Origin of the sequence: Kitasatospora fiedleri (genome assembly GCF_948472415.1) — a bacterium.
In the GTDB taxonomy this organism is placed as follows: Bacteria; Actinomycetota; Actinomycetes; order Streptomycetales; family Streptomycetaceae; genus Kitasatospora; species Kitasatospora fiedleri.
Window position 1 is genome coordinate 1,793,125 of record NZ_OX419519.1, and the last position, 25,063, is coordinate 1,818,187.

Sequence of the window (25,063 nt, forward strand, 5' to 3'; positions counted from 1 at the left end):
CGTCAGAGTGAGCGTTCCGGACGGGAGTTGACGATGGTCGAACTGGTGGTGGGGTCGCGCGCCAGCCAGCTGGCGCGGGCCCAGGTCAAGGAGTTCCTCGCCCCGCTGCGCGAGCGCTTCCCGGACGTCGTGTTCCGCCACCGGGTGATCCTGGAGGACGGCGACCTCGACCGGAAGTCCGACCTGCGCGAGGTCTCCGAACGCGGCGGCGGCGCCGCGTTCGCCGGACGGCAGGCCGCCGCCCTGCTCGACGGCGAGGTCGACGTGGTCGTCCACTCCCTCAAGGACCTGCCCACCGCCGACCCCGACGGCCTGGTGCTGCTCCCCTCCCCGCCGCGCGCCGACGTCCGGGACGCCCTGTGCGGGGCCGCCCTCGCCGACCTCCCGGCCGGCGCCCGGGTCGGCACCTCCGCCGCCCGCCGGATCGCCCAACTCCTGCACGTGCGGCCCGACCTGGCCCCCGAGCGAATCCGCGGCAACGTCCCGACCCGGCTGGCCCGGCTGCGCACCCTGGACGCGGTCGTCGTGGCCGCGGCCGGCCTGCACCGGCTCGGCCGCGCCGGGGAGGCCGCCGAGTTCCTCCCGCTCGACCGCTTCCCGCCCAGCCCCGGGCAGGGCGCCCTCGGCATCCAGGTCCGCGCCGACGACGCCAAGGCCCGCGAACTGCTCGCCGGCACCGGCGATCCCGGCACCGACGCCGAGGTCCGCGCCGAACGCGCCATGCTCGCCGAACTCCACGGCGGCTGCTCCGTCCCGGTCGGCGCCCTCGCCACCACCGCCGACGGCATCCTCACCCTGCACGGCCAGATCACCTCCCCCTGCGGCACCCGGCAGATCGAGGCCCGCCTCTCCGGCACCCCGGCCGGCCCCGAGAAGCTCGGCCGCGCGGTGGCCGGCCTGCTCCTCGACCAGGACGCCGAGACCCTGCTGCGCGGACCGCGCCCGCGCCCGCTCGCCTGAACGGGTGCCGGAACGCACCGACCGATTGCCGCCGGCGCCCGGCGCCCGCCCGGACGAGGCTCGACGCCATGGACAGCAACCGACTCGAAGGACACGTCGCCCTGGTGACCGGCGGCAGCCGGGGCATCGGCGCCGCCATCGCGCTGCGGCTCGCCGCGGAGGGCGCCGACGTCGCCCTGACCTACCGCCAGGACGCCGAACGGGCCGAACAGGTGGCCCGGCAGATCGAGGGACTGGGCCGCCGGGCCCTGGCGATCCGGGCCGACAGCGCGGACGAGACGGCCCTGACCGGCGCGGTGGCACGCACCGTGCGCACGCTCGGCCGACTGGACGTGCTGGTCAGCAACGCGGCCGCCTTCCCCGCCGGCCCGCTGGACGGGGTCGGCACGGCGCAGCTCGACGCCGTCCTGGCCGTCAACGTCCGCGCCCCGTTCCTGCTGGCCCGGGCCGCCGCGGCGCACCTGCCGGAGGGCGGCCGGATCATCGGCATCGGCAGCAACATCGCCGACCGGGTCCCCTTCCCCGGCCTCGCCCTGTACGCGATGACCAAGACCGCCCTGGTCGGCCTGACCAAGGGCCTGGCCCGCGAACTCGGCCCGCGCGGCATCACCGTCAACCTGGTCCACCCCGGTCCGACCGACACCGACGCCAACCCCGCCGACGGCCCCGGCGCCAGCGCGATCAGCGGCCTCACCGCCCTCGGCCGCTACGCCGCCCCCGCCGAGATCGCCGCCACCGTCGCCCACCTGGCCGGGCCCGACGCCGGGTACGTCACCGGCGCGGTGATCGCGGTGGACGGCGGCTTCTCGGCCTGACCGCCCCGGCCCTGGGCGGCCCTGGGCGGCCCTGGGCGGTCAGAGCACCAGGTCGTCGTGCTCGTCGAAGATCCAGCCGTCCTCGTACAGCACCTCGAACAGGTGGCCGTCGGGGTCGGTGAAGTACCCGCTGTGCCCCCAGGGGTTCGGGCCGGCCGGGCGGGTGACGGCGGCGCCCAGCTCGGCGGCCCGGGCCATGACCCGGTACACCTCGTCGGCGCTGCGGGCCACGTACGCCAGGGCGAAGCCGGCGAAGCCGCCCGGCCCCGGGTCGGGCAGCCCGGCGTCGGCCGCGAAGTCCGCCCGGGACTGGAACCCGACCGCGACGCCGCCCAGTTCGAACAGCGCGAACCCGTCCGAGCCGGCCGCGGACCGCCGCCAGCCCAGCTCCTGGTAGAACGCCACCGAGGCGGCGACGTCGCGCACCCCGAGCAGGATCAGGTTGAGTCGCTGACGCATGTCTTCCTCCGGTGGCCGTGTCCGGCGCGCCATCCTGCCACCCGCCGCCGACAACCCCGTCCGGCGCCCGCGGGCTCAGCCGCGCAGCCCGTCCCCGAGCAGCAGCAGGCCGAGCGCCAGCGCCGCCGCCGCGATCACCGCCAGGAAGGGGGCGCGGCTGCGGGGCGGGGCGAGCAGGGTGGCCAGGGCGGGCGGGGCGGTGACGGCGAGGGCGGGCCAGCCGGGGGCGAGCAGCAGGGCCGCGGCGGTCGCGGCGAGGACGGCGACGGCCGCCGAGGCGCGGCGGCCCAGCCGCTGGGGCAGGCCGCGGATGCCGGCGGCGCGGTCCGCGACCAGGTCGGGCAGCACGTTGGCGAAGTGCCCGGCGACACCGAGCAGCGCGCCCGCGCCGAGCACCCCGGGGGCGGGCCAGGGCCGTCCGGGCAGGGCGAGCGTCACGAACGCCGGCAGCAGCGCGAAGGCCACCGCGTACGGGAGCCAGGACCAGGCGGTCGCCTTCAGCCGCAGGTTGTACGCCCAGCCCGCGGCCACCGCCACCAGGTGGACCGCCGCCGCGGCCACCCCGCAGGCCGCCGAGAGCAGCACGCAGCACACCACCGCCCAACGGGTGGCCCCGGCGACCTGCCCCGCCGTCACCTCCGCCGCGGCGAGCGGCTTGTCGGGCCGCCCCGCGTCCGCGTCCCGCCGCCGGTCGATCAGGTCGTTGCTCCACCCGATCGACAACTGCCCGGCCCCGACCGCACCGGCGGTGAGCACCGTGCCGAGCGCGCCGCGCCCGGCCGCCGCGGCCATCGCGGCGGCCAGGGCGGTCACGGCGGCGGAGGGCGCGGGGTGGCAGGCCCGCAGCAGGGCCCCGATCCGGGCCCGGGTCACCACCGCTGCGCTGCTCACACCGGCCAGGCTAGGGGGTGCGCGGCGGATCGCCGCCGAGGACATGGACGAATCGCCAAGATCCCCTCCAGCAAAGGCAGTCCACCCGCCCCGCGCGGCCCGGCGGACCCCATGACCCCCGACCCGCCCATGACCGCCCAGGTCCGCTCAGGCCCACCCGGGCCTGCCCCCGGAAGGAGGAACCGACAGCGGAGGGCCCCGGTTCCGCCGCCCGTGCCATCGGGACGCCGGGCCATCATCCCCGCCTGCGGGCCGATCCCGTCGACAGCGGCGGCCGGTGCCCAGGAGCCCGTGATTGACGCTCCGTCACCGGCCGAGACGCGCCCGGCCGGGCGAATTGACCGGTTCTCTCCGCATCTTCCCTATTCTGGGCCGGTGACGCGGATCGCGGCTGTGCACGGAGTGCTCCCGGCCCACCGCTACGGGCAGCGGGAGTTGGCCGGGCGGTGGCGGCGCTGCGCCCGGGCGCCGGGCAGGCGGGGGCGTTGGCGGAGCGGTTCTTCGCGGGGGCGGGGGTGGAGTTCCGGCACCTGGCGTTCCCGTTGGAGCGCTATCCGGAGCTGGGCGGTTTCGGCCGGGCCAACGACGCCTGGCTGACGGCCGCCGCCGAGCTCGCCGAGCGGGCCGCCGCGCGGGCCCTGGACGAGGCCGAAATCCCCTCCCACCGGGTCGACTTCGTGGTCTCCACCACGGTCACGGGCATCGCGGTCCCGTCCCTGGAGGCCCGGTTGGCGCCCCGGCTGGGGCTTCGCGAGGACATCCGGCGGCTGCCGCTGTTCGGGCTGGGCTGCGCGGGCGGGGCGGCGGGGGTCGCGGCGGTGGACGACCTGCTGGCGGGCCGTCCGGACGGGGTGGCGCTGCTGCTGGCCACCGAGCTGTGCTCGCTGACGCTCCAGCGCGCCGACACCTCGGCGGCGAACCTGCTGGCCACGGCGCTGTTCGGGGACGGCGCGGGCGCGCTGGTCGCGGTCGGCGACGCGGCCGGCGACGCGCTCGGCCGCACCGGGCCCGAGGTGGTGGCGACCCGCAGCCGGCTGTACCCGGGCACCGAGCGGCTGCTCGGCTGGGAGGTCGGCGACTCCGGGTTCGGCATCCTGCTGGGCGCCGAACTCCCGGAGTTGGTACGGCTGCACGTGGGCGAGGAGGTGGCGTCCTTCCTGGCCGCGCACGACCTCAAGCCGGGCGACGTGACGGCCTGGATCTGCCACCCGGGCGGCCCCCGGGTGCTGGACGTGCTGGAGGAGGAACTCGGCCTGCCCGCCACCGCGTTGGCCCCGAGCCGGGCCTCGCTGGCGCGCTGCGGCAACCTCTCCTCGGCGTCCGTGCTGCACATCCTGCGGGACGTGCTCGCGGCCGGCCCGCCGCCGCCCGGCTCGTACGGGCTGATGCTGGCGCTCGGGCCCGGCTTCGCCTCCGAACTCGTCCTCCTGCGCTGGTAGTCGAAGATGATCCCCTACACCGTCCTGATCGCGCTGGTCGCCGTGGAGCGGCTGGCGGAACTGCTGGTCGCCCGCCGCAACGCCGCCTGGAGCCTGGCCCGGGGCGGCGTCGAGTACGGGCGGGGGCACTACCCGGCGATGGTGGTGCTGCACACCGCGCTGCTGGCCGGTTGTCTGCTCGAAGTCCGGTACGCGGGGCGGTCGTTCCTGCCCGTGCTGGGCTGGCCGATGCTGGCGCTGGCGCTGGGCGCGCAGGGGCTGCGCTGGTGGTGCATCCGGACGCTGGGGCCGCGCTGGAACACCCGGGTGATCGTGGTGACGGACCTGCCGCTGGTCTCCGGCGGCCCGTACCGGTGGCTGCGGCACCCCAACTACCTCGCGGTGGTGGTCGAGGGCTTCGCGCTGCCGCTGGTGCACACGGCGTGGGCCACCGCGCTCTGCTTCACGGTGCTGGACGCCTGGCTGCTGGCCACCCGGCTGCGCTGCGAGGACGCCGCGCTGACCCGCTGCCGGGTGGCCGGGTGATCGACCTGCTGGTGGTCGGCGGCGGCCCGGCCGGGCTGGCCACCGCGATCCACGCGGCCCGCGCGGGGCTGGCCACCACCGTCCTGGAGCCGCGGCCGACGCCGATCGACAAGGCGTGCGGCGAGGGCCTGATGCCGGGCGCGGTGCGGGCCCTGGAGCGGCTGGGCGTCGAGGTCGGGGGCCGCCCGTTCGCGGGCATCCGCTACCTGTCCGCGGACGGCGCCCGCACCGCCGAGGCCCGCTTCCGCACCGGGTACGGCCTGGGCGTGCGCCGCACCGCCCTGCACGCCGCGCTCGCCGCCCGCGCCGAACAGCTCGGCGTCCACCGCCTCACCACCCGGGCCGACGGACTGCGGCTGGACCGACACTCGGTCAGTGTCGGCGAGTTGACCGCCCGCCACCTGGTCGCGGCGGACGGCCTGCACTCCCCCGTCCGCCGCGCCCTCGGCCTGCACCTGCCCGCCCCCGGGCGGCACCCGGCCCGGTACGGGCAGCGGCGGCACTTCGCGGTCCGGCCGTGGAGCGACCTGGTCGAGGTGCACTGGTCGCGGCACGCCGAGGCGTACGTCACGCCGATCGCGGACGGGACGGTCGGGGTCGCCGTGCTCGGCACCGCCCGCCTCCCGTTCGACCGCCAACTCGCCTCCTTCCCCGCCCTGTTGGACCGCCTCGGCGACGCACCAGCCGGCCCGGTCCGGGGCGCGGGCCCCCTGCGGCAGCGGGCCGGGGCCCGGGTGCACGGCCGGGTCCTGCTGGTCGGCGACGCCGCCGGCTACCTGGACGCCCTCACCGGCGAAGGCGTCGCCCTCGCCCTGGCCTCCGCCGAGACCGCCGTCCACTGCCTCACCACCGGCCGCCCCGCCACCTACGAACGCGCCTGGCACCGCGCCACCCGCCCCTACCGCCTCCTCACCTCCGCCCTCCTGACCACCCGCCACCACCCCTGGCTGGGCCCCCGCATCGTCCCCCTCGCCGCCACCCTCCCCCCGCTCTTCCGCACCGCCGTCAACCTCCTGGCCCGCTGACCCGGACCGGGCCGGCGGGTCGGGCGACCCGCCCGGGGAACCACCCTCCGCACCGGACCGGCGACGCGGAGTGACGCCGACGGGCCGTTGCGCGGGGGGCGCGGGACACTGGGGGTATGAGCGAGTCCGGAGACATATTCCACCCGCCGGTCGTGGTCCGCCCGCCGACCCGCGGGGTGCGGCCGTACCGGCGGGTGGAGATCTACGGGCGGACGGTGGGGCGGGCGACCGGGCCGGAGGAGGTGGTGGAGCTGATCCGGCGGGCGGGGGTCGCGGAGCCGGACCTGGACGATCCGGACCTGGTGGGGTGGCGGGGCGGGGACCGGACGGTGTGGGGGCGGACGGCGTGAGGCGGTCGTGGCGGGTCAGGGGGCGGGGAGGGCGCGGAGGTAGGCGCGGACCGCTCCGGAGGTCTCGTCGGGGCGGCCGATGACCAGCAGGTCCGGCCCCGGTGCGGTTCCGTGCAGGGGGCGGTAGGTGAGGCCGGGCAGGGTGATCCGTTCGGTGGCGGCGGGGACGAGGGCCACGCCCGCGCCGGCCGAGGCGAGGGCGAGGACGCCGAGGGTGCTGCCGACCACGCGGACCCGGGCGCGGTCCTTCTCGGCGGCGGGCCGGATCCGGGACAGGACGGTCTCGTCCTCCTCGCGGCCGGCGAAGACGATGAGGTCGTGGGTGGCCAGCGCGGCGGCGGTCACGGCGGGGGCGGAGGCCAGTTCGTGGTCGGAGCGCAGGGCGACGGAGAGCGGGGTGGGCGCGCGGCGGGTGACCCGCAGGCCGTCGGCGTCGCCGAGGGCGAGGTCGGGGCAGTAGCCGAGGTCGAGCGTGCCGTCGCGCACCGCCTGGACCTGGGCGGCGGGCGGGAGTTCGGTCAGGGCGAGTCCGACCCGGGGATGGGCCAGGCGGAAGTCGTGCAGGTCGTCGGGGAGGACGCCCTGGAGGACGGCGACGCCGGAGAAGCCGATCCGCACCGTCCCGGTCTCGCCGCGCACGGACTGCCGGGCGGCCCGCAGGGCCCGGTCGGCCTGCGCCAGGGTGCGGCGGGCCGCGGGGAGCAGCAGTTCGCCGGCCTCGGTCAGCTCGACGCTCCGGCTGGTCCTGGTGAACAGCCGCCCGCCCACCTCGCGCTCCAGGGCCTGCACCTGGGCGCTGAGGGTGGACTGGGTGACGTTCAGCCGGGCGGCGGCCCGGCCGAAGTGCCGTTCGTCGGCGACGGCGACGAAGTAGCGCAGGTGCCGCAGTTCCACGGACCGCCTCCCGTCCATCGTCCGCAGCGATCGTTCGATCGTATCTTTCGGTTGGATCTATCGCTCTCCGGAGCGAAGACTGGACGCATGAACGCGACACTCCAGGACCGACAGGACATCGCCGACCTCATGACCGGGTGGATCCACCGCGACCTGGGCGACTGGGAGCGGCTGAAGGGCCTCTTCCACCCGGACGGCCGGATCGAGATCACCTGGTTCGAGGGGCCGGCGCACGAGTTCGTCGACGCGTCCGCCCGGATGGGGGCCTCCGCCTTCCGCACCAAGCACCTGATCACCGCGCCCGTGGTGACCTTCTCCGCGGACGGCACCCGCGCCGTCAGCGAGACCAACGCCGTCATCATCGGCGAGAACACCGACCTCCGGCTGGGCTGCGAGGGCCACAACCGGTTCGTCGACCGCCTGGAGAAGCGAGACGGGGTGTGGCGGATCAGCGACCGCAAGAGCGTCTACGACTTCGCCTCGTTCACCTTCCCGGCCGGCCCCGTCGACATCGACCCGCGGGCGGTCGACCGGCACCCCCGGGAGTACGCGGCCCTCGCCTACCTGCTGGAGGCCACCGGCTACCCGGTGGGCCGGGTCTTCGCGACCAGGGGCAGCGAGCTGGAGCGCGACCTCAAGGAGTCCGCGTCCGCCTGGCTGCACGAGCGGACGGACGGCTGACGACCCGCCCGCCGCGCGCCACCGCGCGCACCCCCGCCGCCACCCACGAAGGACGTCGAACAGCACGATGAGACTGATCACCATCGAGGAACACACCCTGCACCCCGGCGTGGCCCGGGCCTCCGCCGCCCGCACGGCCGAGGTGAGCCCCGGCTTCGGCGCGTCCTACGCCCCGGCGAGCGGCCTGCCCTACAGCCCGTCGGCCGAGGTGCTGGAGGATCTGGACGAGGGGCGGCTGGCCGCCATGGACGCCGAGGGCATCGACCTCCAGGTGCTGTCCAACCTCACCACCCAGTACCTGCCCGCCGACGTGGCGCCGGAGCTGGTCCGCGACGTCAACGACCGCCTCGCGGCGGCCGGTGAGCGCCACCCCGGCCGGTTCGCGGCCTTCGCGTCCCTGCCCACCACCGCCCCGAGCACGCCCCGGACGAACTCCGCCGCGCGGTCCAGGAGTTGGGTCACGTCGGCACCCTCATCCACGGCCGGACCGACGACGAGTTCCTCTCCGCCGAGCGCTTCGAGCCGATCCTGCGCACCGCCGCCGAACTGCGCGTGCCGATCTACCTGCACCCGGCGCCGCCGAGCCGGGTCACCGCCGCCGACAACTACGAGGCGGGCCTGGCCCCGGTCGTCGCCACCCGGTTCGCGACCGCGGCCTGGGGCTGGCACAACGAGTCCGGCATCCACTTCGTCCACCTGGTGCTCAGCGGCGTCCTCGACCGCCACCCCGAGCTGCAGTTCATCCTCGGGCACTGGGGCGAGGCGGTCCCCTGGTACCTGGACCGCCTCGACGAGGCCCTGCCGCGCAAGGCCACCGGCCTGGACCGCACCATCGGCGAGTACGTCCGGCAGAACTCCTACTACACCCCAGCGGCATGTTCACCGCCCCCCACCTGCGCTTCTGCACCGACCTGCTCGGCACCGACCGCATGATCCACTCGGTCGACTACCCGTTCGTCGGCAACGCCGGAGCCCGCGCCTTCCTGACCGGCTCCGGCCTCTCCGAGGACGCCCAACACGACATCGCCCACCGCAACGCCGAACGCCTCCTCGGCCTCTGACCGACCCGCCGGGCGGACCTGTCGCGGGACGCCGCTCAGACCGCCCGGCGGTAGAGCCAGACGCCGAGCGGGGCGAACACGGCGATGATCCCGGCGTCCCAGGCGAGGGCCTGCCAGACCTGGGTGCCGAGCGGGCCGCCGACCATCAGGGCGCGGACGGCCCCGGCGGTGACGGTGACGGGCTGGTGGTTGGCGAAGACCTGGAGCCAGCCGGGCATGGTCGAGGTCGGGACGAACGCGGAGGAGGCGAAGACCAGCGGGGCCAGGACGGGGAAGGCGGCGGCGGTCGCGGTCTCCGGGTCGCCGACGGCCAGGCCGACGACGGCGAAGACCCAGGACATCGCGAGCCCGAAGGCCAGCACCAGCAGCGCGCCGGCCAGGAACGCCAGGACGCCGTTGTGGATCCGGAAGCCGACCAGGAAGCCGACGCCGGTCATCAGCGCGACCACGAACACGTTCCGGGCCAGGTCGGCGGTGGTCCGCCCGGAGAGCACCGCGGAGCGGGCCATCGGCAGCGAGCGGAAGCGCTCCATCAGCCCGGTCTGCAGGTCGCCGGCCAGGCCGATCGCGGTGTTGACCGCGCCGAACGTGACGACCTGCACGAACACCCCGGGCATCAGGTAGTCGACGTACGAGACGCCGTGCAGGACCGCGCCGACCACCCCGCCGAACACGTACCGGAACATCAGCACGAAGACGATCGGCTGCACGGTCGAGAAGATCAGCAGCCGCGGCACCCGGCGCAGCGCGATCAGGTTGCGCCCGGCGACGGCCAGCCCGTCCCGGACGGGGGCGAGCAGGCGGTCGAGCAGCGGCGGTTCCAGGGGGCGGCGACGGTCATGACGGCGGGTCTCCTGCGGCGGAGGATGCGGCGGGGGGCGCGGCGGGCGGGCCGGTCCCGGTGCGGTGGCCGGTGAGGGCGAGGTAGACGTCGTCGAGGCTGGACTCGCGGACGGCGATGGTGCGCGGGGTGAGCCGTTCGGATTCGAGCGCGTGCAGGACGTCCATCAGCAGCAGCGAGCCGTCCGCGCTGGGCAGGCGCAGCACCGCGCCGTCGCGTTCGGGGGTGTACCGGAGGCGGTCGGTGAGCAGGGCGGCGGCGCGGGTGGCGCGCGGGTCCTCGCCCATGCCGAGTTCGAGGACGGTCGTGCCGAGGCGGGACTTGAGGTTGTGCGGGCTGTCGTCGGCGACCACCCGCCCCTCGGCGAGGACGGCGACCCGCTGGGCGAGCCGGTCGGCCTCCTCCAGGTACTGGGTGGTGAGCAGGACGGTGGTGCCCTCGGCGACGAGTTCGCGGATCAGCTCCCAGAGCGCGGTGCGGCTCTGCGGGTCGAGGCCGGTGGTGGGCTCGTCGAGGAACAGCACGGGCGGTTCGGGGACGAGTGCGGCGGCCACGTCGAGCCGGCGGCGCATCCCGCCGGAGTAGGTGCGCACCGGTCGGTCGGCGGCCCGTTCGAGGTCGAAGCGGGCCAGCAGGTCGGCGGCACGCGGGTCGCGGCGGTGGCGGGGCAGCTGGGTGAGGCGGCCGATCAGGCGGAGGTTCTCCCGGGCGGTCAGGTTGGGGTCGACGGCGGCGTACTGCCCGGCGAGTCCGATCAGGCGGCGGACGGCGGCCGGGTGGGCGGCCACGTCGGTGCCGAGCACCTCGGCACGGCCGGAGGTGGGCCGGATGATGGTGGTCAGGATGCGGATCGTGGTGGTCTTGCCCGCGCCGTTCGGCCCGAGCAGGCCGAACACGGTGCCGGGCGGGACGGCGAAGTCGACGCCGTCCAGGGCGACGAAGTCCTTGAAGCGCTTGCCGAGCCCCTGGACCCGGATCGCGCTGCCGGTGCCGCCGGTGCCGCCGGTGTCGCCGGTACTGCCGGTACTGCCGGTTCCGGCCGACTGGGTGGTCATGGGCGCCCCCTCGGGCGAGTGGTACCCCTCCAGTGTCCGCCTGCCCGGGCGAGGGGCGAATCGGGCGCGGGGGCGGGCGGGGGACGGGCCCCGGGGTGGGCCTTCCGGGGCAACGGGGTCCCTCCTGGTGCGGAGCGACCCGGCTCTGGAGTGGCCGGGCGGCGGCCGGCGGGGGTGGATGGTCTCCAGTGCCGCGCCGTCCCCTGGAGCCCCGATGCCCCGTACCCGCCGTGCTGCCGCCGCCCCGCTGTCCCGTACCCGCCGCCCCGCCTGCCGCAGGTGCCGCACCCGCTGGGCCGCCGTGGCCGTGGTGCTGTCGCTGTCCGTCCTCCCGGTCGCGGGGTGCTCGGCGTCCTCGGACCCGAGCGCCCCGCCGGCCGCCGAGTCCTCGCCCGCCACCGCGGTGCCGGCCGCCGACGCGGGCCCGTCGGTGTCGGCGTTCGCCACCACGGCGGGCACCCGGGTGGCGCTGGCCGGGGTGGGCAGCCTGGGCCCGATCCTGGTGGACGACCAGGGCCGCACCCTGTACCTGTACGGTGCCGACACCTCGGTGCACGCGACCTGCCTGGACGAGTGCGCGAAGTCCTGGCCGCCGGTGACCACCCCGGGCTTCCCGTCGGCCGGGCCCGGCGTGGACGACGGGCTGCTGGGCGCGGCGGCGCTGCCGGACGGGACGGCCCAGGTGCTGTACAAGGGCCACCCGCTGTACCGCTACACCGGCGACCACGGGCCGGGCGAGACCGCCGGGCACACGGTGGCGGGCCCGCAGGGCCCCTTCTACGCCGTCACCTCGCTGGGCGACCCGGTCGGCGTCGACATCGCCACGCTGCGCGGCGCGGGCGGCGCGGTCCCGAGCCCGGGCGCGAGCGCGAGCGCGGGGGCCAGCGCGAGCGCGAGCGCGGGGGCAAGCGCCGGCGCGGGGGCCACGCCCGCACCGGACGCGACCACCGACCCGACGGCGTCACCGACGGCGTCACCGACGACACCCCCGGCGGACCCGGGCGCCCAGACCCCGGCCGCGCAGACACCCGCTCCGACCGCCCAGGCCCCGGCCGACGGCTCCGGAGCCGCCCCCGCCGGTGGCGATCCGGCCGGTGGCGGTGCCCCGGCGGGCGGGGCGGGGTCGCAGCCGGGCTGAGCCCGCGGTCGCGAAACGCCCGCCCGGGACGCCGTTCCGGGCGGGCGTTTCGCGACCGGCTCCGCGACCGACTCCTCGACCGGCTCCGCGACCGCGACCGTAGCCGGTCCCGCGGTCGCTCGTTGACAAGTGTCGCCGCCGGGCCGATCCTAAGCAAGCGCTTAGTCAGTACGCCCCGACCCCTGCGAGGTGCCCCGATGACCACCGCTGCTCCGCCCGGACTGGACCTGGAGAGGCTGCGCGCCCACCTGGACACCGCGCTGCCGGCGCCCGTCGCGGGGCCGCTCACGGCGCGGCTGTTCGAGGGCGGGCGGTCCAACCTGACGTACCTGGTCGAGGACGGCGCCTCCCGCTGGGTGCTGCGCCGTCCGCCGCTCGGGCACGTGCTGGCCACCGCGCACGACATGGCCCGCGAGTACCGGGTGCTGGGCGCGCTGGCCGGGACGGCGGTGCCGGTGCCGCGGCCGGTGCTGCTGGTCGAGGACACCGGGGTGATCGGCGCGCCGTTCTACCTGATGGAGTACGTGCCCGGCACCGCGCACCGGGACGCGAAGGCGCTGGCCGCGCTCGGCGAGAACCGGGTGCACGCCCTGGGCGTGCGGCTGGTGGAGACCCTGGTCGCCCTGCACGCGCTGGACCCGGACGCCGCGGGCCTGGCCGGCTTCGGCCGCCCCGAGGGCTTCCTGGAGCGCCAACTGCGGCGCTGGGGGAAGCAGTTGGACGCCTCCCGGAGCCGCGAGGTGCCGGGCGCGGACGAGCTGCACCGGCGCCTCGCCGAGACCCTGCCGGTCTCTCCCGCCCCGGCGCTGGTGCACGGCGACTACCGGCTGGACAACGTCCTGGTGGACGGCGAGGACCGGATCGCCGCCGTCCTGGACTGGGAGATGTCCACCGTCGGCGACCCGCTCACAGACCTGGGCCTGCTGGTGATGTACACCGAACTGGCCCGCCGCTTCGACGGGTTGCTCCCCGGCGCGGCCCTCGCCCCCGGCTTCCCGTCCACCGCCGAGCTGGTCCGCCGCTACGCGGAGGGCTCCGGCCGGGACGTCGCCGGGCTCGGCTGGTACGTCGCCTTCGCCTCGTTCAAGCTGGCGGTCGTGCTGGAGGGCATCCACTTCCGCTACACCCAGGGCGGCACCGTCGGCGCGGGCTTCGACCGGGTCGGCGAACTCGTGCCGCTGTTCGTGGAGTTCGGGCTCGAATCGCTGGAGGGCTGAGGAATGGATTTCGGGTACGACGCCAGGACGACCGAGCTGCTCGGTGAACTCGGCTCCTTCATGGACGAGTTCGTCTACCCCGCCGAACCGGTGCTGGCCGGGCAGCTCGACGACCCGGAGCGCGAACCGTGGTCGATCCCGCCGGTGATCGGCGAGTTGCGGGCCGCCGCGAAGTCCCGCGGCCTGTGGAACCTGTTCCTGCCCGGGGAACTGGGCGCCGGGCTGACCAACCTCCAGTACGCACCGCTGGCCGAACTCACCGGCCGCTCCATCCTGTTGGCCCCGCCCGCGCTCAACTGCGCGGCCCCCGACACCGGCAACATGGAGCTGCTCGCCCAGTTCGGCTCCCCCGAGCAGCGCGAACGCTGGCTGCGACCGCTGCTCGACGGCACCACGCGCTCCGCCTTCGCGATGACCGAGCCGGACGTGGCCTCCTCGGACGCCACCAACATCACCACCCGGATCGAGCGCGACGGCGACGAGTACGTCGTCAACGGCCGCAAGTGGTACATCACCGGGGCGATGAACCCGGACTGCGGGATCTTCATCGTGATGGGCAAGACCGACCCCGCCGCCGAGACCCGCCGCCAGCAGTCGATGGTCCTCGTCCCGCGCGACACCCCGGGCGTGCGGGTGCTGCGCGGCATGCGGGTGTTCGGCTACGAGGACACCGACCACGGCGGCCACGCCGAGATCCTGTTCGAGGACGTCCGGGTGCCCGCCGCGAACCTGATCGGCGAGGAGGGCGGCGGCTTCGCCATCGCCCAGGCCCGGCTCGGGCCCGGCCGCATCCACCACTGCATGCGCGCCCTCGGGATCGCCGAACGCGCCCTCGAACTCACCTGCCGCCGGGTCAGCTCCCGGGTCGCCTTCGGCCGTCCGCTCGCCGACCAGGGCGTCGTCCAGGACTGGATCGCCGAGGCCCGGGTCCGCATCGAGCAGGCCCGGCTGCTGGTCCTGAAGACCGCCTGGCTGATGGACACCGTCGGCAACCGCGGCGCCCACACCGAGATCCAGGCGATCAAGATCGCCGTCCCGTCCACCGTCGAGTGGATTCTCGACAAGGCCGTCCAGGCGCACGGCGCGGCCGGCGTCAGCCAGGACACCCCGCTCGCCCAGCTCTGGTCCGGCAACCGCACCCTCCGCCTGGCCGACGGCCCGGACGAGGTCCACAAGCGCTCGCTCGCCCGCCGCGAGCTGAGGAAGTACCGCTGAGGACAGGGGAGTCGGAGGAACAATGACGGGGCCCCCGCCCCGGGGCCCCGTCAGGGGACGATCGCGAGGCGGCCCGTGGTGGTGCCGGAGGCGACGTCGTGGACGGCGGTGGCGGCGGCGTCCAGCGGGAGTCGGGCGGAGACCAGCGGGCGGGGGGCCAGGGCGGTGAGCGCGGCGTGGCAGTCCCGGACGGCGGCGGGGTCCTCGGTGACGTAGCGGCCCCAGTGCAGGCCGAGCAGCGAGTAGTTCTTGACCAGGGCGTGGCCGAGGGCCGGGGCGGGGATCTCGCCGGAGGCGAAGCCGACCAGCACGATTCGGCCCTCGAAGGCGATGCACCGGGTGGAGCCGGTGAAGGCGGGGCCGCCGACCGGGTCGAAGACCACGTCCGCGCCGCGCCCGCCGGTGGCGTCCTTGACGGCGGCGACGAAGTCCCCGGCGCGGCGGTCGACGACCAGGTCGGCACCCAACTCCCTCGCCACCGCGGCCTTCTCCGGCCCGCCGACCACGGCGATGACGAACGCCCCGGCGGCCTTGCCGAGTTGGACGGCGGCGCTGCCGACGCCACCCGCCGCGGCGTGCACCAGCAGGGTCTCGTCGGGGGCCAGGCGGGCGCGGCGGTGCAGGGCGAACCAGGCGGTCTGGTAGGCGATGTGGAAGGAGGCGGCCTCGGCGTCGTCCAGGTGGCCGGGGGCGGGCAGCGCGGTGGCGGCGTTCATCAGGGCCTGCTCGGCGAACGCCCCGGCGGGCAACTCGGCGGTGCCGATCAGGCGTTCGCCGGCGCGCGGGCCCTCGGCGACCTCGCCGCAGAGTTCCACGCCGGGGGTGAACGGCAGCGGCGGGCGGACCTGGTAGAGCCCGGCGGCCATCAGCGCGTCGGGGAAGTTGACGGCCGCGGCCCGGACCTTGACCAGGAGCTGGCCGGGGCCGGGGACGGGCGGGTCGGCGTCCTCGACCAGCTTCATCACGTCGCGAGGCGCGCCGAGTTCGGCGATCTGCCAGGCTCGCATCAGTTCTCCTGGAGGGTCTCGATCTGCTGCTGGAGCCGGTTCATGCCGTGCAGCCAGCGGTCGGGGGTGGTGGCGCGGGCCGCGTAGTGGTCGGCGGTCTCCGGGTGCGGCAGGATCAGGAACTCCCCGGCCGCCATGCCGCGCAGGGCGGCCGCGGCGGCCTCGGCGGGTTCGATCGCGGTGGGCCGGAGCAGCACCTGCCCGTGGGTGCCGGTGCCGTCCAGCATCCGGGTGCGCACCCCCTGCGGGCAGAGCGCGTGCACCCGGACGCCGCGGTGCCGGTAGGTCGCGGACAGCCACTCGGCGTAGGCGAGCGCGCCGTGCTTGGTGACGGCGTACGGGGCGGAGCCGAGCATGGTGAGCAGTCCGGCGGCGGAGACGGTGGCCAGGAAGCGGCCGGTGCCGCGCTCCAGCCAGTCGGGCAGCAGCAGGCGGCTGGCCCGGACGTGGCCGAGCACGTTGACCTGCCAGGCCGTCTCCCAGGCGTCGGGGGTGGCGTCGGGGCCGCCGGTGGTGGCGACGCCCGCGTTGGCGCAGTACAGGTCGACGGCGCCGAGGTGGGCGCGGGCGGCGTCGATCAGGGCGGCGACGCCGTCCTCGCTCGCCGCGTCGCCGGGGACGGCGTGCCCGCCGGTCTCGGCGGCGACGGCGCGGGCGGCGTCGGCGTCGAGGTCGTTGACCACCACCCGGGCGCCGGCGGCGGCCAGCGCCCGGGCGAGGGCCGCACCGATGCCGTGCCCGGCGCCGGTGACGACCGCGCCGACGCCCTCGAACTCCGCGCCGGGGCCGGTCGCCGCGAGGCCGGTCGCGTCGGGGCCGGTCGCCGCGAGGCCGGTCACAGCCCGCCACCGAGGGTGACGCCGCCGTCGACGACCAGGGTCTGGCCGGTGATCCAGCCGGCGTCCTCGGAGAGCAGGAAGCAGACGGCGCCGGCCACGTCCTCGGGCAGGCCGAGGCGGCCGAGCGGGTAGGCGCGGGCGACCTTCTCCTCCCGGCCCTCGTAGAGCGCCTCGGCGAACTTGGTCTTGACCACGGCGGGGGCGACGGCGTTGATCCGGACGCCGGGGCCGAGCTCGGAGGCGAGTTCCATGGTGAGGCGGATCAGCGCGGCCTTGGAGACCCCGTACATGCCGATGCCGTGGGAGGCGCGGAGGCCGGCGATGGAGGCGACGTTGACGACCGCGCCGCCGTGCTCGGCCATCCAGGCGGCGTGGGCGCGGCGGGTCCAGGCCAGCGGGGCGAGCACGTTGACGGCGAGGATCTTGGCCGCGGCGGCGGGGTCGGTGTCCAGGACCGGTCCGTAGACGGGGTTGATGCCGGTGTTGTTGACCAGCAGGTCGAGGCGGCCGTAGGTGTCCAGGACGGTGGCGACGGTCTCCTCCTGGTGCGCGGCGTCGTCGGACTTCCCGGCGACCGCGATCGCGTGCGCGGGCCCGCCGAGGGCCTGGACGGCCTCGTCCAGGGTCTCCTTGGTGCGGGCGGTGAGGCAGACCTTGGCCCCGCGCCGGACCAGTTCCCGCGCGATGCCGAACCCGATGCCCCGGCTCGCGCCGGTGACCACGGCCACCTTGCCCTCGAACGACACTGTCATCGCCGTACCTCTCGGATCTGCGGGTGCTCCGGGCCCCCGCGTTGACTAAGCGCTTGCTTAGCATCTTGGCGGCGGGCGACACTGTCAACAGCCCGACCCGCCGACCCGCGCCCGACCGTCTGGGAGGATGACCCCCATGACCGACCCAGCGACCGCCGCACTCTGGCCCGGGGAGCGCACCGAGGCCGCCCGGCGGCTGCTGCTGGCCGCCGTGGACTCCTTCGCCCGCCGCGGCTACCACGCCACCACCACCCGGGACATCGCCACCGCCGCCGGGATGAGCCCGGCCGCGCTGTACATCCACTACCCGTCGAAGGCGGCGCTGCTCGCCGAGATCTCCCGCACCGGCCACCGGGCCACCCTGGAGCTGGTGGAGCGGGCCGAGGCCGCCGGGTCCGACCCGGTGGAGCGGATGCGGGCGCTGGCGGAGTCCTTCACGGTCTGGCACGCCCGCGGCCACACCGTCGGCCGGATCGTCAACCACGAGCTGCACGCGCTGCCCGAGGAGGACTTCGCGGCCGTCGCCGAGCTGCGCATCCGGATCGAGGAGGCGGTGCTGCGGATCATCGCGGACGGGGTGGCGCGGGGCCTGTTCCGCGTCCCGGACCAGCGCACCGCGGCCCGCGCGGTCACCTCACTGGGCATCGACGTCTCGCGCTGGTACACCGAGCGCAGCAGCGAGTCCCCCGAGGAGCTGGGGCGGCGCTACGGGCAGCTGGTGCTGCGGATGCTGGGCGCGCCGGCCGACCGGATCGGCGACTGAGGCCGACCGGATCGGCGACCGGCCGCGCGCCACTGGACCTCCCACCCTCCCGGCGATTAGGTTAGCCTTACCTAATCGCCAAGGAGGCTCCCCGTGCTGCCCCAGCCCGACCGCCGCCCGACCGCCCACGAACGCGCCCGCACCCTGCTGGAGTTCGCCTCCTCCGCCGTGCTGGACGTCCGCGGCGCCGACCTCACCGCCCGTCCCGGCCTGCCCCCGCAGGTCGCCTGCGCGCTGCGGCCGGACGGATCGGTGGCCGTGCTGGTCGGCCGCGAGTCGGCCCTGCACCGGATCACCGCGCTGGCCCGCGACCCGCTCACCGCCGAACTCGACTGCGTGGACGTGGCCCCCGTCGCCGTCCCGCACCGCATCCGCGGCCGCCTCCAGGTCCAGGGCCTGCTCTCCCGCTCCCCCGGCGAGGACCCGGCCGCGCTGTTCCCCCGCCACGGGCACCGCGGCGAGGCCGGCGTGCTGCTCCGGCTGGAGCCCGACCACCTGGCGCTGGACGACCTGTGGGGCTCCGAGTGCTGCCTCGACCCGGACGGGCTGGCCGCCGCCGAGCCCGACCCGGTGGCCGCCGAGGAAGCCTGCCTGCTCCAGCACCTGGCCGCCGCCCACACCGACCAGCTGCGCGAACTCGGCGCCCGCGCCCTGGACCGCCCCGACGGCCCGCCGACCGGCTGGCACCCCGCCGACCGGCTGCGCGAGGTCCGCCCGGTCGCCCTGGACCGGCGCGGCCTGCGGGTGCGCCTGCTCGGCGCCGGCAGCGCCCTGGACGCCCGCTTCGAGTTCCACCGCCCCGTCGCCCACCCGGAGGAGCTGCCGGAGGCGATGCACCGCCTGTTCGCCCCGGTCCTGCACGGCGGCCAGGGCGACTGACGCCCGGGGCCCGGCGGACAGGGCCTAACCGGGGCCGAGGACCGAGAAGCGCCCGCCCTCGGCGTCCGCGAGCCGGGCCACCCGGCCGTACGGGGAGTCGGCCGGGCCGTCCAGCACCCGGCCGCCGAGGTCGACGGCCCGGCGGGCGGCGGCGTCGGTGTCGGCGACCGAGAAGAACACCTCCCAGTGCGGGGAGAGGTCCCGCGCGGCGCGCAGCGCGGCGACGCTGCGGCCCTCGGAGCGCAGCACCACCCGCTCGTGCTCGTAGCGGACCTCGAAGTGCGCCGGGTCGCGGTCGTCCCAGCGGAACACCTCGCCGTAGAACAGCGCGGCGGCGAACGGGTCGGCGGTGCGCAGCTCGATCCAGGCGGGGGCGCCGGGCCGGGTGGCCCAGGGGGTGTCGCCGGGCCGGAGGTCGACGGGCTCGCCCTCCCAGATGCCGAAGGTCGCGCCGAACGGGTCGGCGGCCAGCGCGACCCGGCCGGCGTCGAAGGCGAGCGGGCCGACCGCGAGGGTGCCGCCGCGCTCGCGGACGCCGTCGGCGGCCCGGTCGGCGCTCTCGATGCCGAAGTAGGTGGTCCAGGCGACCGGGCGCTCCCAGGCGGTGCCGAGCTCGCTCAGCCCGGCGACCTCGACGCCGTCGGCCAGCGCGCGCAGGTAGCTGCCCCAGCGGTCCGGCCCGGGGGCGAACTCCCAGCCCAGCAGCGGCCCGTAGAAGTCCCGCGCGGCCGGCAGGTCCCGGACCGTCAGGCCGACCCAGCACGGCACCGCGGGCACGCAGCGCACCGTGGCCGTTCGCTCCACCATCCCGCGGGCTCCCTTCGCCGCTCCGCCGGCCGGACGGCCGGACCCGCCCAGCCTAGGCCGACGGCCCCGCCGGATCGTGGTCCGCCTCGCGGGCGAATCCCGGCCGCCGCACCGGGCCGACCGGCGCGGGTCCCCCGGTCGGACGCGTGCCGGTGCCAAGGTCGGGCAGGACGGGGGCACGGGAACACCACTGCGGGAAGGACGTGGGCATGGACACCGGGATCGTGATCGTCGGGGCGAGCCTGGCCGGGGCGAAGGCCGCCGAGGCGCTGCGCGCGGAGGGCTACCAGGGGCCGGTCACCCTGGTCGGCGACGAGTCCGAGCGGCCGTACGAGCGGCCGCCGCTGTCCAAGGGGTACCTGCTCGGCAAGGAGGAGAAGGAGAAGGCCTACGTCCACCCCGCCGACTGGTACGAGCGGCACGGGGTGACGCTGCGGCTGGGCACCGCGGCCACCGGGATCGACCCGGCCGGGCACACCGTCACGCTGGAGGGCGGCGAGCGGCTGCCGTTCTCCAAGCTGCTGCTGGCCACCGGTTCGGCCCCGCGCACGCTGCCGGTGCCGGGCGGCGACGGGAACTTCGTGCGGACGCTGCGCCGGATCGGCGACAGCGAGGGACTGAAGGCCGTATTCCGCCCCGGGGCCCGGGTGGTGGTGGTCGGCGCGGGCTGGATCGGCCTGGAGGCCGCCGCCGCGGCCCGCACCGCCGGGGCCGAGGTCACCGTGCTGGAGGCCGCCGAACTGCCGCTGCTGCGGGTGCTGGGCCGGGAGGCCGCGCAGGTCTTCGCCGACCTGCACCGGGCGCACGGCGTCGACCTGCGGCTGGGCGTGGAGGTCGCGGAGCTGCGCGCGGACGGCGTCCGGCTCGGCGACGGCGGCACCGTCCCGGCGGACGTGCTGCTGGTCGGCGTCGGCGTCAGCCCGAACACGGCGCTGGCCGAGAACGCCGGGCTGACCGTCGACGACGGCGTGCGCACCGACCAGCACCTGGCCACCTCGCACCCCGACGTGTTCGCGGCGGGCGACGTGGCCAACGCCTTCCACCCGCTGTTCGGCCGGCCGATCCGGGTCGAGCACTGGGCGAACGCGCTCCACCAGCCCGCGGTGGCCGCCGCCTCGATGCTCGGCAAGTCCGCGGTGTACGACCGCGTCCCGTACTTCTTCACCGACCAGTACGACCTGGGCATGGAGTACACCGGCTACGCGGAGCCCGGCGGCTACGACCGGGTGGTGTTCCGGGGCGACGTGGCCGGGCGGGAGTTCATCGCGTTCTGGCTCTCCGGCGGGAAGGTGCTGGCGGGCATGAACGTCAACGTCTGGGACGTCACCGACCCGATCCGCGAACTGGTCCGCTCCGGGCGGCCGGTGGACCCGGAGCGGCTGGCCGACCCGGCGGTGCCGCTGGCCGAGCTCTGACCCGGCCGGGTCGTCACGGGCGGCCCGGGGCCCGCCTCAGGTCACCTCGCGCCGTCGCACGTCGTCTCAGGTCACCTCGCGCCACATCAGCGGGGCCATCGGGTCGGCGGTCGGCCGGCTGACCTCCTCGTGCGCCTTGGTGAGCAGCTGCATGGCGAGGTCGTTGAGCGCGCGGGCCCCGGCGACCTCCTCGCCGACCCGCAGTTGCGGGCTGTCGTCGTGGTGCCGGGTGGAGAAGCCGTGCCCGCGCAGCTCGGTGCCGTCGGAGAGGCGGACCAGCGCGGCCGCCTTGGTGCGGTCGCCGTCCTCCTGGAACTCCATCTCGATGTGCCATCCGACCAGGGTCCTCATCATGGCCGCCACCTCCCGGGTGGGTACGGGGTGTTCGAACCGGTCCGGTCCTTCCAGGGTGCGCCGGGCGGACCGGACCGGCCAGGGGAGCCCGTCACGGCAGGGGTTCCGCGGGGGCCGGGCCGTCCGGCGCCTCGGGCGCGCACTCCTCGCGGCCGGTGTCGGTGTGCACCACGCGCACCGGGTGGCCGGGGTCGTCGGGGTGGATGATCTGCTGCGGTCGGCCGCAGCGCGGGCAGAGCAGGGGAATCCGGTTCATCGCCACTGTCCACGCGCCCCGCGGCGGGCAGCTCCCCGGGCCCGCGTGGCCTCCTCACCTCCAGTGTGCCGCCGCACCGCCCCCGACCCTCAAGTCCGGGGCGCCCGGTGTCGATAACCGTGACGGGGGTGCGGCCCGGGCGCCAGCGCCGCACCCCCTCCCCCGTCCCCCTTTCTCCCTCCTCCGGTGCTCGGAATAGTTCCGCAGGCAGTGGAGTTGTGCGGGGCGACGGACCCGATCGGCGGGGCCAGGACGGCGAGAGGCAGGTGGCGACGATGAGCACGGTGGAATTGACCAAGGACAACTTCGACGAGGTGGTCCAGGGCGAGGACGGCAAGGCGTTCGTCCTGATCGATTTCTGGGCGGCCTGGTGCGGCCCGTGCCGCCAGTTCGCACCGGTCTTCGAGCGGGCGTCGGACAAGCACGCGGACCTCACCTTCGCGAAGGTCGACACCGAGGCCCAGCAGGAGCTCGCCGCGGCGTTCGACATCCGGTCGATTCCGACCCTCGCGATCATCCGCGAGGGCGTCCTGGTCTTCGCCCAGCCCGGCGCGCTCCCCGAAGCCGCCCTGGAGGACCTGATCGGCCAGGCCCGGAAGCTCGACATGACCGAGGTCCACGCCGGCGTCGCGGCCCAGAAGGCCGACCAGAACTGACCGCCCCCGCACGGCGGTTCCCCCGCACCACCGAGGACCTGCACAGGGGCCCCGGAGCGCCCACGCCTCCGGAGGCCCCTACCGTGCGTCCGGGTGCCTCCTGTCCCGCCGAGGCCGGCCGGATCAGTTCTCCTGGTAGGGCTCGCGCAGCGGCCGGGGGCGGCGCGCCCCGCTGGTGATCTCTTCGGGCAGGTCGGTGCCCGCGGTGTAGTAGCGCCCCTGGGCCTCGCCCTTCGCGGTGAGCCAGCCGGCCCGGACGAGTTCGCGGATGTCGCGCTGGGCCTGCTGCTCGCTCAGGTCGGCGTCCGCCTGGTAGGTGGCTCGGCGGACCCGGTTGCCCATGGCCGCCGGGTAGAGGGCGTAGAGCATGCGGTCGGGCCAGCCGCGCCGCTCGATGACGTCGTCCAGGGTGGTCCAGACTTCACGGGTGGTCTCCACCTGCCGTTCGACGGCTTGGGCCTGTTGGTGGTGGGCCCGCAGGCAGAAGCGGATCCAGACCAGGGTGTCGCGTTCCGGAGTCCACACCGGTCCGCCGACCTCGGCGAGGACGTCGTAGTAACGGTAGGTGTTGCGGGCCCGGCCCAGCCACTCCTCGATGCTGGAGAACTCCGGCGCCACCACGCCTTCCCGGGCCAGCACCAGAGTGTGCAGCGCCCGGGACATCCGGCCGTTGCCGTCTGCCCAGGGGTGGATCGCGACCAGGTTGAGGTGGGCCATCGAGGCCCGGACCAGCCCCGGCCGGTCCAGGTCACCCTCGTTGAGCCAGGCGACCAACTCCGCCGTGAGCGCGGGGACCGAGTCGGCGTCGGGCGCGGTGTAGGCGGCGATGGTGGGGTCCTCCGCCGAAGTGACGTAGACCGGGCCGGTGCGCCACCAGCCCGGGCGCTTGAGCAGGTGGTGGCCCTGCATCATGAAGTGCAGGGCGTTGAGCAGTTCCTTGCTGAAGGAGAAGTCGTCCCCGGCTTCGGCCAGCCGCTGGATGTAGGTCATCGCCTGCCGGTAGCCCTCGATCTCGGCGGCGACGGTGTCGTTCGCCTCGATCGGAGCCTCTCCGACCATGATGTCCTCGACGTCCGAGACGCTCGCCGCGTAGCCCTCGATCGTGTTCGACCCGGCGATCGCCCGGGCGGTGAGGTTGCGCCGCAGTTGGCCCTCCCAGCGGCGGGAGGTGCGCAGGTGCAGTCGCAGCCGCCCGCGCATGTCGTCGATCTCGGCGAGGACGGCTTCGTCGACGTCACGCAGCACGGGCGTCTTGTAGAGCATGAGGAGATGACACCATGACGGTGTGACGGCGTCAACAAAGCATCGGTAGCCCGGGTCGATCGAGGACGACCGCCCGACTCGGGACCGGGAGCCGGGGTTCAGGAGTCGGCGGCGCGCAGGCGGTCGCTGACGGTGTGGAGGATGTCGGCCAGGGCGGTGAGCTGGTCCGGGGCGAGGACGTCGATGAGTGCTTCGCGGACGGCGGCGACGTGGCCCGGGGCGGCGGCCCGCAGGGCGGTCCAGCCCTGGTCGGTGATTTCGGCGAAGACGCCGCGGACGTCGCTGGGACAGGAGCGGCGGCCGACCAGTCCGGCCTTCTCCAGTTGGGTGACCTGGTAGGTGAGGCCGCTCTTGGAGGTGACCAGGCGGTCGGCCAGGTCGGTCATCCGGAGCGAGCCGCCGGGGGCGGCGGAGAGCTGCACCAGGATCTCGTACTGGGTGTGGGAGAGCCCCGCGTCCTCCTTGAGCTGGCGCTCCAGTCGGCGGGCGACCAGGTTGGTGGCGGCGACGAACCCGCGCCAGGCGGCCATCTCGGTCTCGTTGAGCCAGCGGGGATCGTCCATGCCCCGCAGTCTACTCCGGTTGTTCAAATTCGAACTCGGGTGTACCTTGGGAGCGCAAGGTTCAAATTTGAACTACACGGTGCGGGACCACCCGGTTCCGCACCGCACCGCCGACGGCGAACGGCAGCGCGGCCCCGGCAGCAGGAGGACGGACCCATGAGCACCCCCACCACCGAGCGCATGCCCGCGCTCTACCTCTCGCACGGCGCGCCCCCGCTCGCCGACGACCCGGTCTGGCCCGGCGAACTCGCCGCCTGGTCCGCCGACCTGCCCCGCCCCAAGGCGATCCTGATGGTCTCGGCGCACTGGGAGGAGGCCCCGCTGGCGATCGGCGCGGTGCGCACCCTCCCGCTGGTGTACGACTTCTGGGGCTTCCCCGAGCACTACTACCGGGTCCGGTACGCCGCCCCCGGCGCGCCCGAGCTCGCCGAGTCCGTCCGCAAGCTGCTGCGCGCCCCCGGCACCCCCGTGCAGGACGTGCCGGACCGCGGGCTGGACCACGGCGCGTACGTCCCGCTGGTCGAGATGTACCCCGACGCGGACATCCCCGTCCTCCAGGTCTCGCTGCCCACCCTGGACCCGCGGCGGCTCATGGAGATCGGCCGCAAGCTCGCCCCGCTGCGCGACGAGGGCGTGCTGATCGTCGGCTCCGGCTTCTTCACCCACAACCTGCGCGCCCTCTCCCCCGACGGCCGGATCACCTCCGTGATGGCCGAGTTCGACGACTGGGGCCGCCGCGCCCTGGACGCCCGCGACCTCGACGCACTGCTCGACTTCGAGCACAAGGCCCCCGCCGGACGGCTCGCCCACCCCCGCACCGAGCACTTCGCCCCGCTCTTCGTCACCCTCGGGGCCGGCGAGGCCGACCTCGGCGAGCAGCGCAGCGTCATCGACGGCTTCTGGATGGGCCTGGCCAAGCGGTCGATCCAGCTCGGCTGACCGG

29 protein-coding genes and 1 pseudogene are annotated in these 25,063 nt (G+C 75.6%); 17 read left to right on the forward strand and 13 right to left on the reverse strand.

Translation table 11 applies throughout. The features are described from left to right. Positions 1 to 33 precede the first annotated feature (33 nt). Together hemC and QMQ26_RS08540 are read left to right on the forward strand one after the other, a co-directional pair. Entirely contained in the window at positions 34 to 960 is a 927-nt protein-coding gene (gene hemC, locus QMQ26_RS08535) for a hydroxymethylbilane synthase (RefSeq protein WP_100835566.1), read from the forward strand. 68 nt (positions 961 to 1,028) lie between these two features. Further along, a complete protein-coding gene (locus tag QMQ26_RS08540) occupies positions 1,029 to 1,775 on the forward strand; it encodes an SDR family NAD(P)-dependent oxidoreductase (RefSeq protein WP_282205287.1) in 747 nt (248 codons plus the stop codon). A 39-nt stretch (positions 1,776 to 1,814) separates the two neighbouring features. Here QMQ26_RS08540 and QMQ26_RS08545 read toward each other — a convergent pair whose 3' ends face one another. Then, positions 1,815 to 2,234, reverse strand: a complete 420-nt coding sequence (locus tag QMQ26_RS08545; RefSeq protein WP_100835568.1) for a VOC family protein — start codon at positions 2,232 to 2,234, stop codon at positions 1,815 to 1,817. 75 nt (positions 2,235 to 2,309) lie between these two features. Then, positions 2,310 to 3,125, reverse strand: a complete 816-nt coding sequence (locus tag QMQ26_RS08550; RefSeq protein ID WP_282205288.1) for a UbiA family prenyltransferase — start codon at positions 3,123 to 3,125, stop codon at positions 2,310 to 2,312. Between the two features lie 446 nt (positions 3,126 to 3,571). On the opposite strand from QMQ26_RS08550, the gene QMQ26_RS08555 reads away from it, so the two are divergent. The 4 genes from QMQ26_RS08555 to QMQ26_RS08570 all read left to right on the forward strand — a co-directional run bounded on the left by QMQ26_RS08555 (position 3,572) and on the right by QMQ26_RS08570 (position 6,464). Beyond that, positions 3,572 to 4,564, forward strand: coding sequence for a type III polyketide synthase (locus QMQ26_RS08555; RefSeq protein WP_282205289.1), 993 nt, complete (start codon positions 3,572 to 3,574; stop codon positions 4,562 to 4,564). A gap of 6 nt (positions 4,565 to 4,570) precedes the next feature. After that, positions 4,571 to 5,089 carry an isoprenylcysteine carboxyl methyltransferase family protein gene (locus tag QMQ26_RS08560; protein ID WP_282205290.1) on the forward strand — a complete coding sequence of 173 codons (519 nt, stop codon included), beginning with the start codon at positions 4,571 to 4,573 and terminating at the stop codon, positions 5,087 to 5,089. Next, positions 5,086 to 6,114, forward strand: a complete 1,029-nt coding sequence (locus tag QMQ26_RS08565) for an NAD(P)/FAD-dependent oxidoreductase (protein WP_282205291.1) — start codon at positions 5,086 to 5,088, stop codon at positions 6,112 to 6,114. The genes QMQ26_RS08560 and QMQ26_RS08565 overlap by 4 nt, the downstream gene beginning before the upstream one ends. A 152-nt stretch (positions 6,115 to 6,266) precedes the next feature. Continuing rightward, entirely contained in the window at positions 6,267 to 6,464 is a 198-nt protein-coding gene (locus tag QMQ26_RS08570; RefSeq protein ID WP_318552219.1) for a hypothetical protein, read from the forward strand. 15 nt (positions 6,465 to 6,479) lie between these two features. On the opposite strand, the gene QMQ26_RS08575 is transcribed toward QMQ26_RS08570, so the two are convergent. Beyond that, on the reverse strand, positions 6,480 to 7,358 hold the full coding sequence (locus QMQ26_RS08575) for a LysR substrate-binding domain-containing protein (protein ID WP_282205292.1): 879 nt from the start codon (positions 7,356 to 7,358) through the stop codon (positions 6,480 to 6,482). Positions 7,359 to 7,445: 87 nt separating this feature from the next. Between QMQ26_RS08575 and QMQ26_RS08580 the strand changes: the two genes are divergently transcribed. The 3 genes and pseudogenes from QMQ26_RS08580 (at position 7,446) to QMQ26_RS08590 (ending at position 9,100) form a co-directional block, all read left to right on the forward strand. Further along, positions 7,446 to 8,039 (forward strand): nuclear transport factor 2 family protein, encoded by a 594-nt coding sequence (locus tag QMQ26_RS08580; RefSeq protein ID WP_282205293.1) that lies wholly within the window; start codon positions 7,446 to 7,448, stop codon positions 8,037 to 8,039. 426 nt (positions 8,040 to 8,465) lie between these two features. After that, positions 8,466 to 8,972: pseudogene (locus QMQ26_RS08585) on the forward strand (amidohydrolase family protein); the annotation flags it as partial. Continuing rightward, positions 8,915 to 9,100, forward strand: a complete 186-nt coding sequence (locus QMQ26_RS08590) for an amidohydrolase family protein (RefSeq protein ID WP_282205294.1) — start codon at positions 8,915 to 8,917, stop codon at positions 9,098 to 9,100. The pseudogene QMQ26_RS08585 and the gene QMQ26_RS08590, both read left to right, overlap by 58 nt. 35 nt (positions 9,101 to 9,135) lie before the next feature. On the opposite strand, the gene QMQ26_RS08595 is transcribed toward QMQ26_RS08590, so the two are convergent. Continuing rightward, positions 9,136 to 9,837, reverse strand: a complete 702-nt coding sequence (locus QMQ26_RS08595) for an ABC transporter permease (protein WP_404814096.1) — start codon at positions 9,835 to 9,837, stop codon at positions 9,136 to 9,138. 100 nt (positions 9,838 to 9,937) lie between these two features. Further along, positions 9,938 to 10,996: an ATP-binding cassette domain-containing protein gene (locus tag QMQ26_RS08600; RefSeq protein ID WP_282205295.1), complete on the reverse strand. Its 1,059-nt coding sequence runs from the start codon at positions 10,994 to 10,996 to the stop codon at positions 9,938 to 9,940. A 214-nt stretch (positions 10,997 to 11,210) separates the two neighbouring features. Between QMQ26_RS08600 and QMQ26_RS08605 the strand changes: the two genes are divergently transcribed. From QMQ26_RS08605 to QMQ26_RS08615, 3 genes are all read left to right on the forward strand, one after another. Then, positions 11,211 to 12,134 carry a hypothetical protein gene (locus QMQ26_RS08605; RefSeq protein ID WP_282205296.1) on the forward strand — a complete coding sequence of 308 codons (924 nt, stop codon included), beginning with the start codon at positions 11,211 to 11,213 and terminating at the stop codon, positions 12,132 to 12,134. Between the two features lie 197 nt (positions 12,135 to 12,331). Then, positions 12,332 to 13,351, forward strand: a complete 1,020-nt coding sequence (locus QMQ26_RS08610; RefSeq protein WP_282205297.1) for a phosphotransferase family protein — start codon at positions 12,332 to 12,334, stop codon at positions 13,349 to 13,351. Positions 13,352 to 13,354: 3 nt separating this feature from the next. Next, positions 13,355 to 14,566 (forward strand): acyl-CoA dehydrogenase family protein, encoded by a 1,212-nt coding sequence (locus tag QMQ26_RS08615; RefSeq protein WP_282205298.1) that lies wholly within the window; start codon positions 13,355 to 13,357, stop codon positions 14,564 to 14,566. 50 nt (positions 14,567 to 14,616) lie between these two features. Here QMQ26_RS08615 and QMQ26_RS08620 read toward each other — a convergent pair whose 3' ends face one another. The 3 genes from QMQ26_RS08620 to QMQ26_RS08630 all read right to left on the reverse strand — a co-directional run bounded on the left by QMQ26_RS08620 (position 14,617) and on the right by QMQ26_RS08630 (position 17,164). Beyond that, the gene (locus QMQ26_RS08620; protein WP_282205299.1) at positions 14,617 to 15,573 is read right to left on the reverse strand and encodes an NADPH:quinone oxidoreductase family protein; all 957 of its coding nucleotides are present in this window, start codon (positions 15,571 to 15,573) and stop codon (positions 14,617 to 14,619) included. Then, positions 15,573 to 16,304 carry an SDR family oxidoreductase gene (locus QMQ26_RS08625; protein WP_404814161.1) on the reverse strand — a complete coding sequence of 244 codons (732 nt, stop codon included), beginning with the start codon at positions 16,302 to 16,304 and terminating at the stop codon, positions 15,573 to 15,575. The genes QMQ26_RS08620 and QMQ26_RS08625 overlap by 1 nt, the downstream gene beginning before the upstream one ends. A 104-nt stretch (positions 16,305 to 16,408) precedes the next feature. Continuing rightward, on the reverse strand, positions 16,409 to 17,164 hold the full coding sequence (locus QMQ26_RS08630) for an SDR family oxidoreductase (RefSeq protein ID WP_282205301.1): 756 nt from the start codon (positions 17,162 to 17,164) through the stop codon (positions 16,409 to 16,411). Between the two features lie 136 nt (positions 17,165 to 17,300). On the opposite strand from QMQ26_RS08630, the gene QMQ26_RS08635 reads away from it, so the two are divergent. Beyond that, entirely contained in the window at positions 17,301 to 17,927 is a 627-nt protein-coding gene (locus QMQ26_RS08635; RefSeq protein WP_100835585.1) for a TetR/AcrR family transcriptional regulator, read from the forward strand. Between the two features lie 93 nt (positions 17,928 to 18,020). Further along, positions 18,021 to 18,806 carry a DUF2470 domain-containing protein gene (locus tag QMQ26_RS08640; protein WP_282205302.1) on the forward strand — a complete coding sequence of 262 codons (786 nt, stop codon included), beginning with the start codon at positions 18,021 to 18,023 and terminating at the stop codon, positions 18,804 to 18,806. A 24-nt stretch (positions 18,807 to 18,830) separates the two neighbouring features. Here QMQ26_RS08640 and QMQ26_RS08645 read toward each other — a convergent pair whose 3' ends face one another. Further along, positions 18,831 to 19,613 carry a VOC family protein gene (locus tag QMQ26_RS08645; protein ID WP_100835586.1) on the reverse strand — a complete coding sequence of 261 codons (783 nt, stop codon included), beginning with the start codon at positions 19,611 to 19,613 and terminating at the stop codon, positions 18,831 to 18,833. 209 nt (positions 19,614 to 19,822) lie between these two features. On the opposite strand from QMQ26_RS08645, the gene QMQ26_RS08650 reads away from it, so the two are divergent. Continuing rightward, positions 19,823 to 21,028, forward strand: a complete 1,206-nt coding sequence (locus tag QMQ26_RS08650; protein WP_282205303.1) for an NAD(P)/FAD-dependent oxidoreductase — start codon at positions 19,823 to 19,825, stop codon at positions 21,026 to 21,028. 66 nt (positions 21,029 to 21,094) lie between these two features. Here QMQ26_RS08650 and QMQ26_RS08655 read toward each other — a convergent pair whose 3' ends face one another. Together QMQ26_RS08655 and QMQ26_RS08660 are read right to left on the reverse strand one after the other, a co-directional pair. Beyond that, a complete protein-coding gene (locus tag QMQ26_RS08655; protein WP_199846948.1) occupies positions 21,095 to 21,382 on the reverse strand; it encodes a DUF1876 domain-containing protein in 288 nt (95 codons plus the stop codon). A 91-nt stretch (positions 21,383 to 21,473) separates the two neighbouring features. After that, positions 21,474 to 21,638: a hypothetical protein gene (locus QMQ26_RS08660; protein WP_159073028.1), complete on the reverse strand. Its 165-nt coding sequence runs from the start codon at positions 21,636 to 21,638 to the stop codon at positions 21,474 to 21,476. Positions 21,639 to 21,913: 275 nt separating this feature from the next. Between QMQ26_RS08660 and trxA the strand changes: the two genes are divergently transcribed. Next, on the forward strand, positions 21,914 to 22,294 hold the full coding sequence (trxA, locus tag QMQ26_RS08665; RefSeq protein ID WP_100835589.1) for a thioredoxin: 381 nt from the start codon (positions 21,914 to 21,916) through the stop codon (positions 22,292 to 22,294). A 123-nt stretch (positions 22,295 to 22,417) separates the two neighbouring features. Here the strand turns inward: trxA and QMQ26_RS08670 are convergent, their stop codons facing one another. Both QMQ26_RS08670 and QMQ26_RS08675 read right to left on the reverse strand, forming a co-directional pair. Next, positions 22,418 to 23,557 (reverse strand): Fic family protein, encoded by a 1,140-nt coding sequence (locus QMQ26_RS08670; protein ID WP_282205304.1) that lies wholly within the window; start codon positions 23,555 to 23,557, stop codon positions 22,418 to 22,420. Between the two features lie 98 nt (positions 23,558 to 23,655). After that, positions 23,656 to 24,120: a MarR family winged helix-turn-helix transcriptional regulator gene (locus tag QMQ26_RS08675; RefSeq protein WP_282205305.1), complete on the reverse strand. Its 465-nt coding sequence runs from the start codon at positions 24,118 to 24,120 to the stop codon at positions 23,656 to 23,658. A gap of 156 nt (positions 24,121 to 24,276) precedes the next feature. Between QMQ26_RS08675 and QMQ26_RS08680 the strand changes: the two genes are divergently transcribed. Then, positions 24,277 to 25,059 carry a dioxygenase family protein gene (locus QMQ26_RS08680; protein ID WP_282205306.1) on the forward strand — a complete coding sequence of 261 codons (783 nt, stop codon included), beginning with the start codon at positions 24,277 to 24,279 and terminating at the stop codon, positions 25,057 to 25,059. The last annotated feature ends 4 nt before the right edge of the window (positions 25,060 to 25,063 follow it).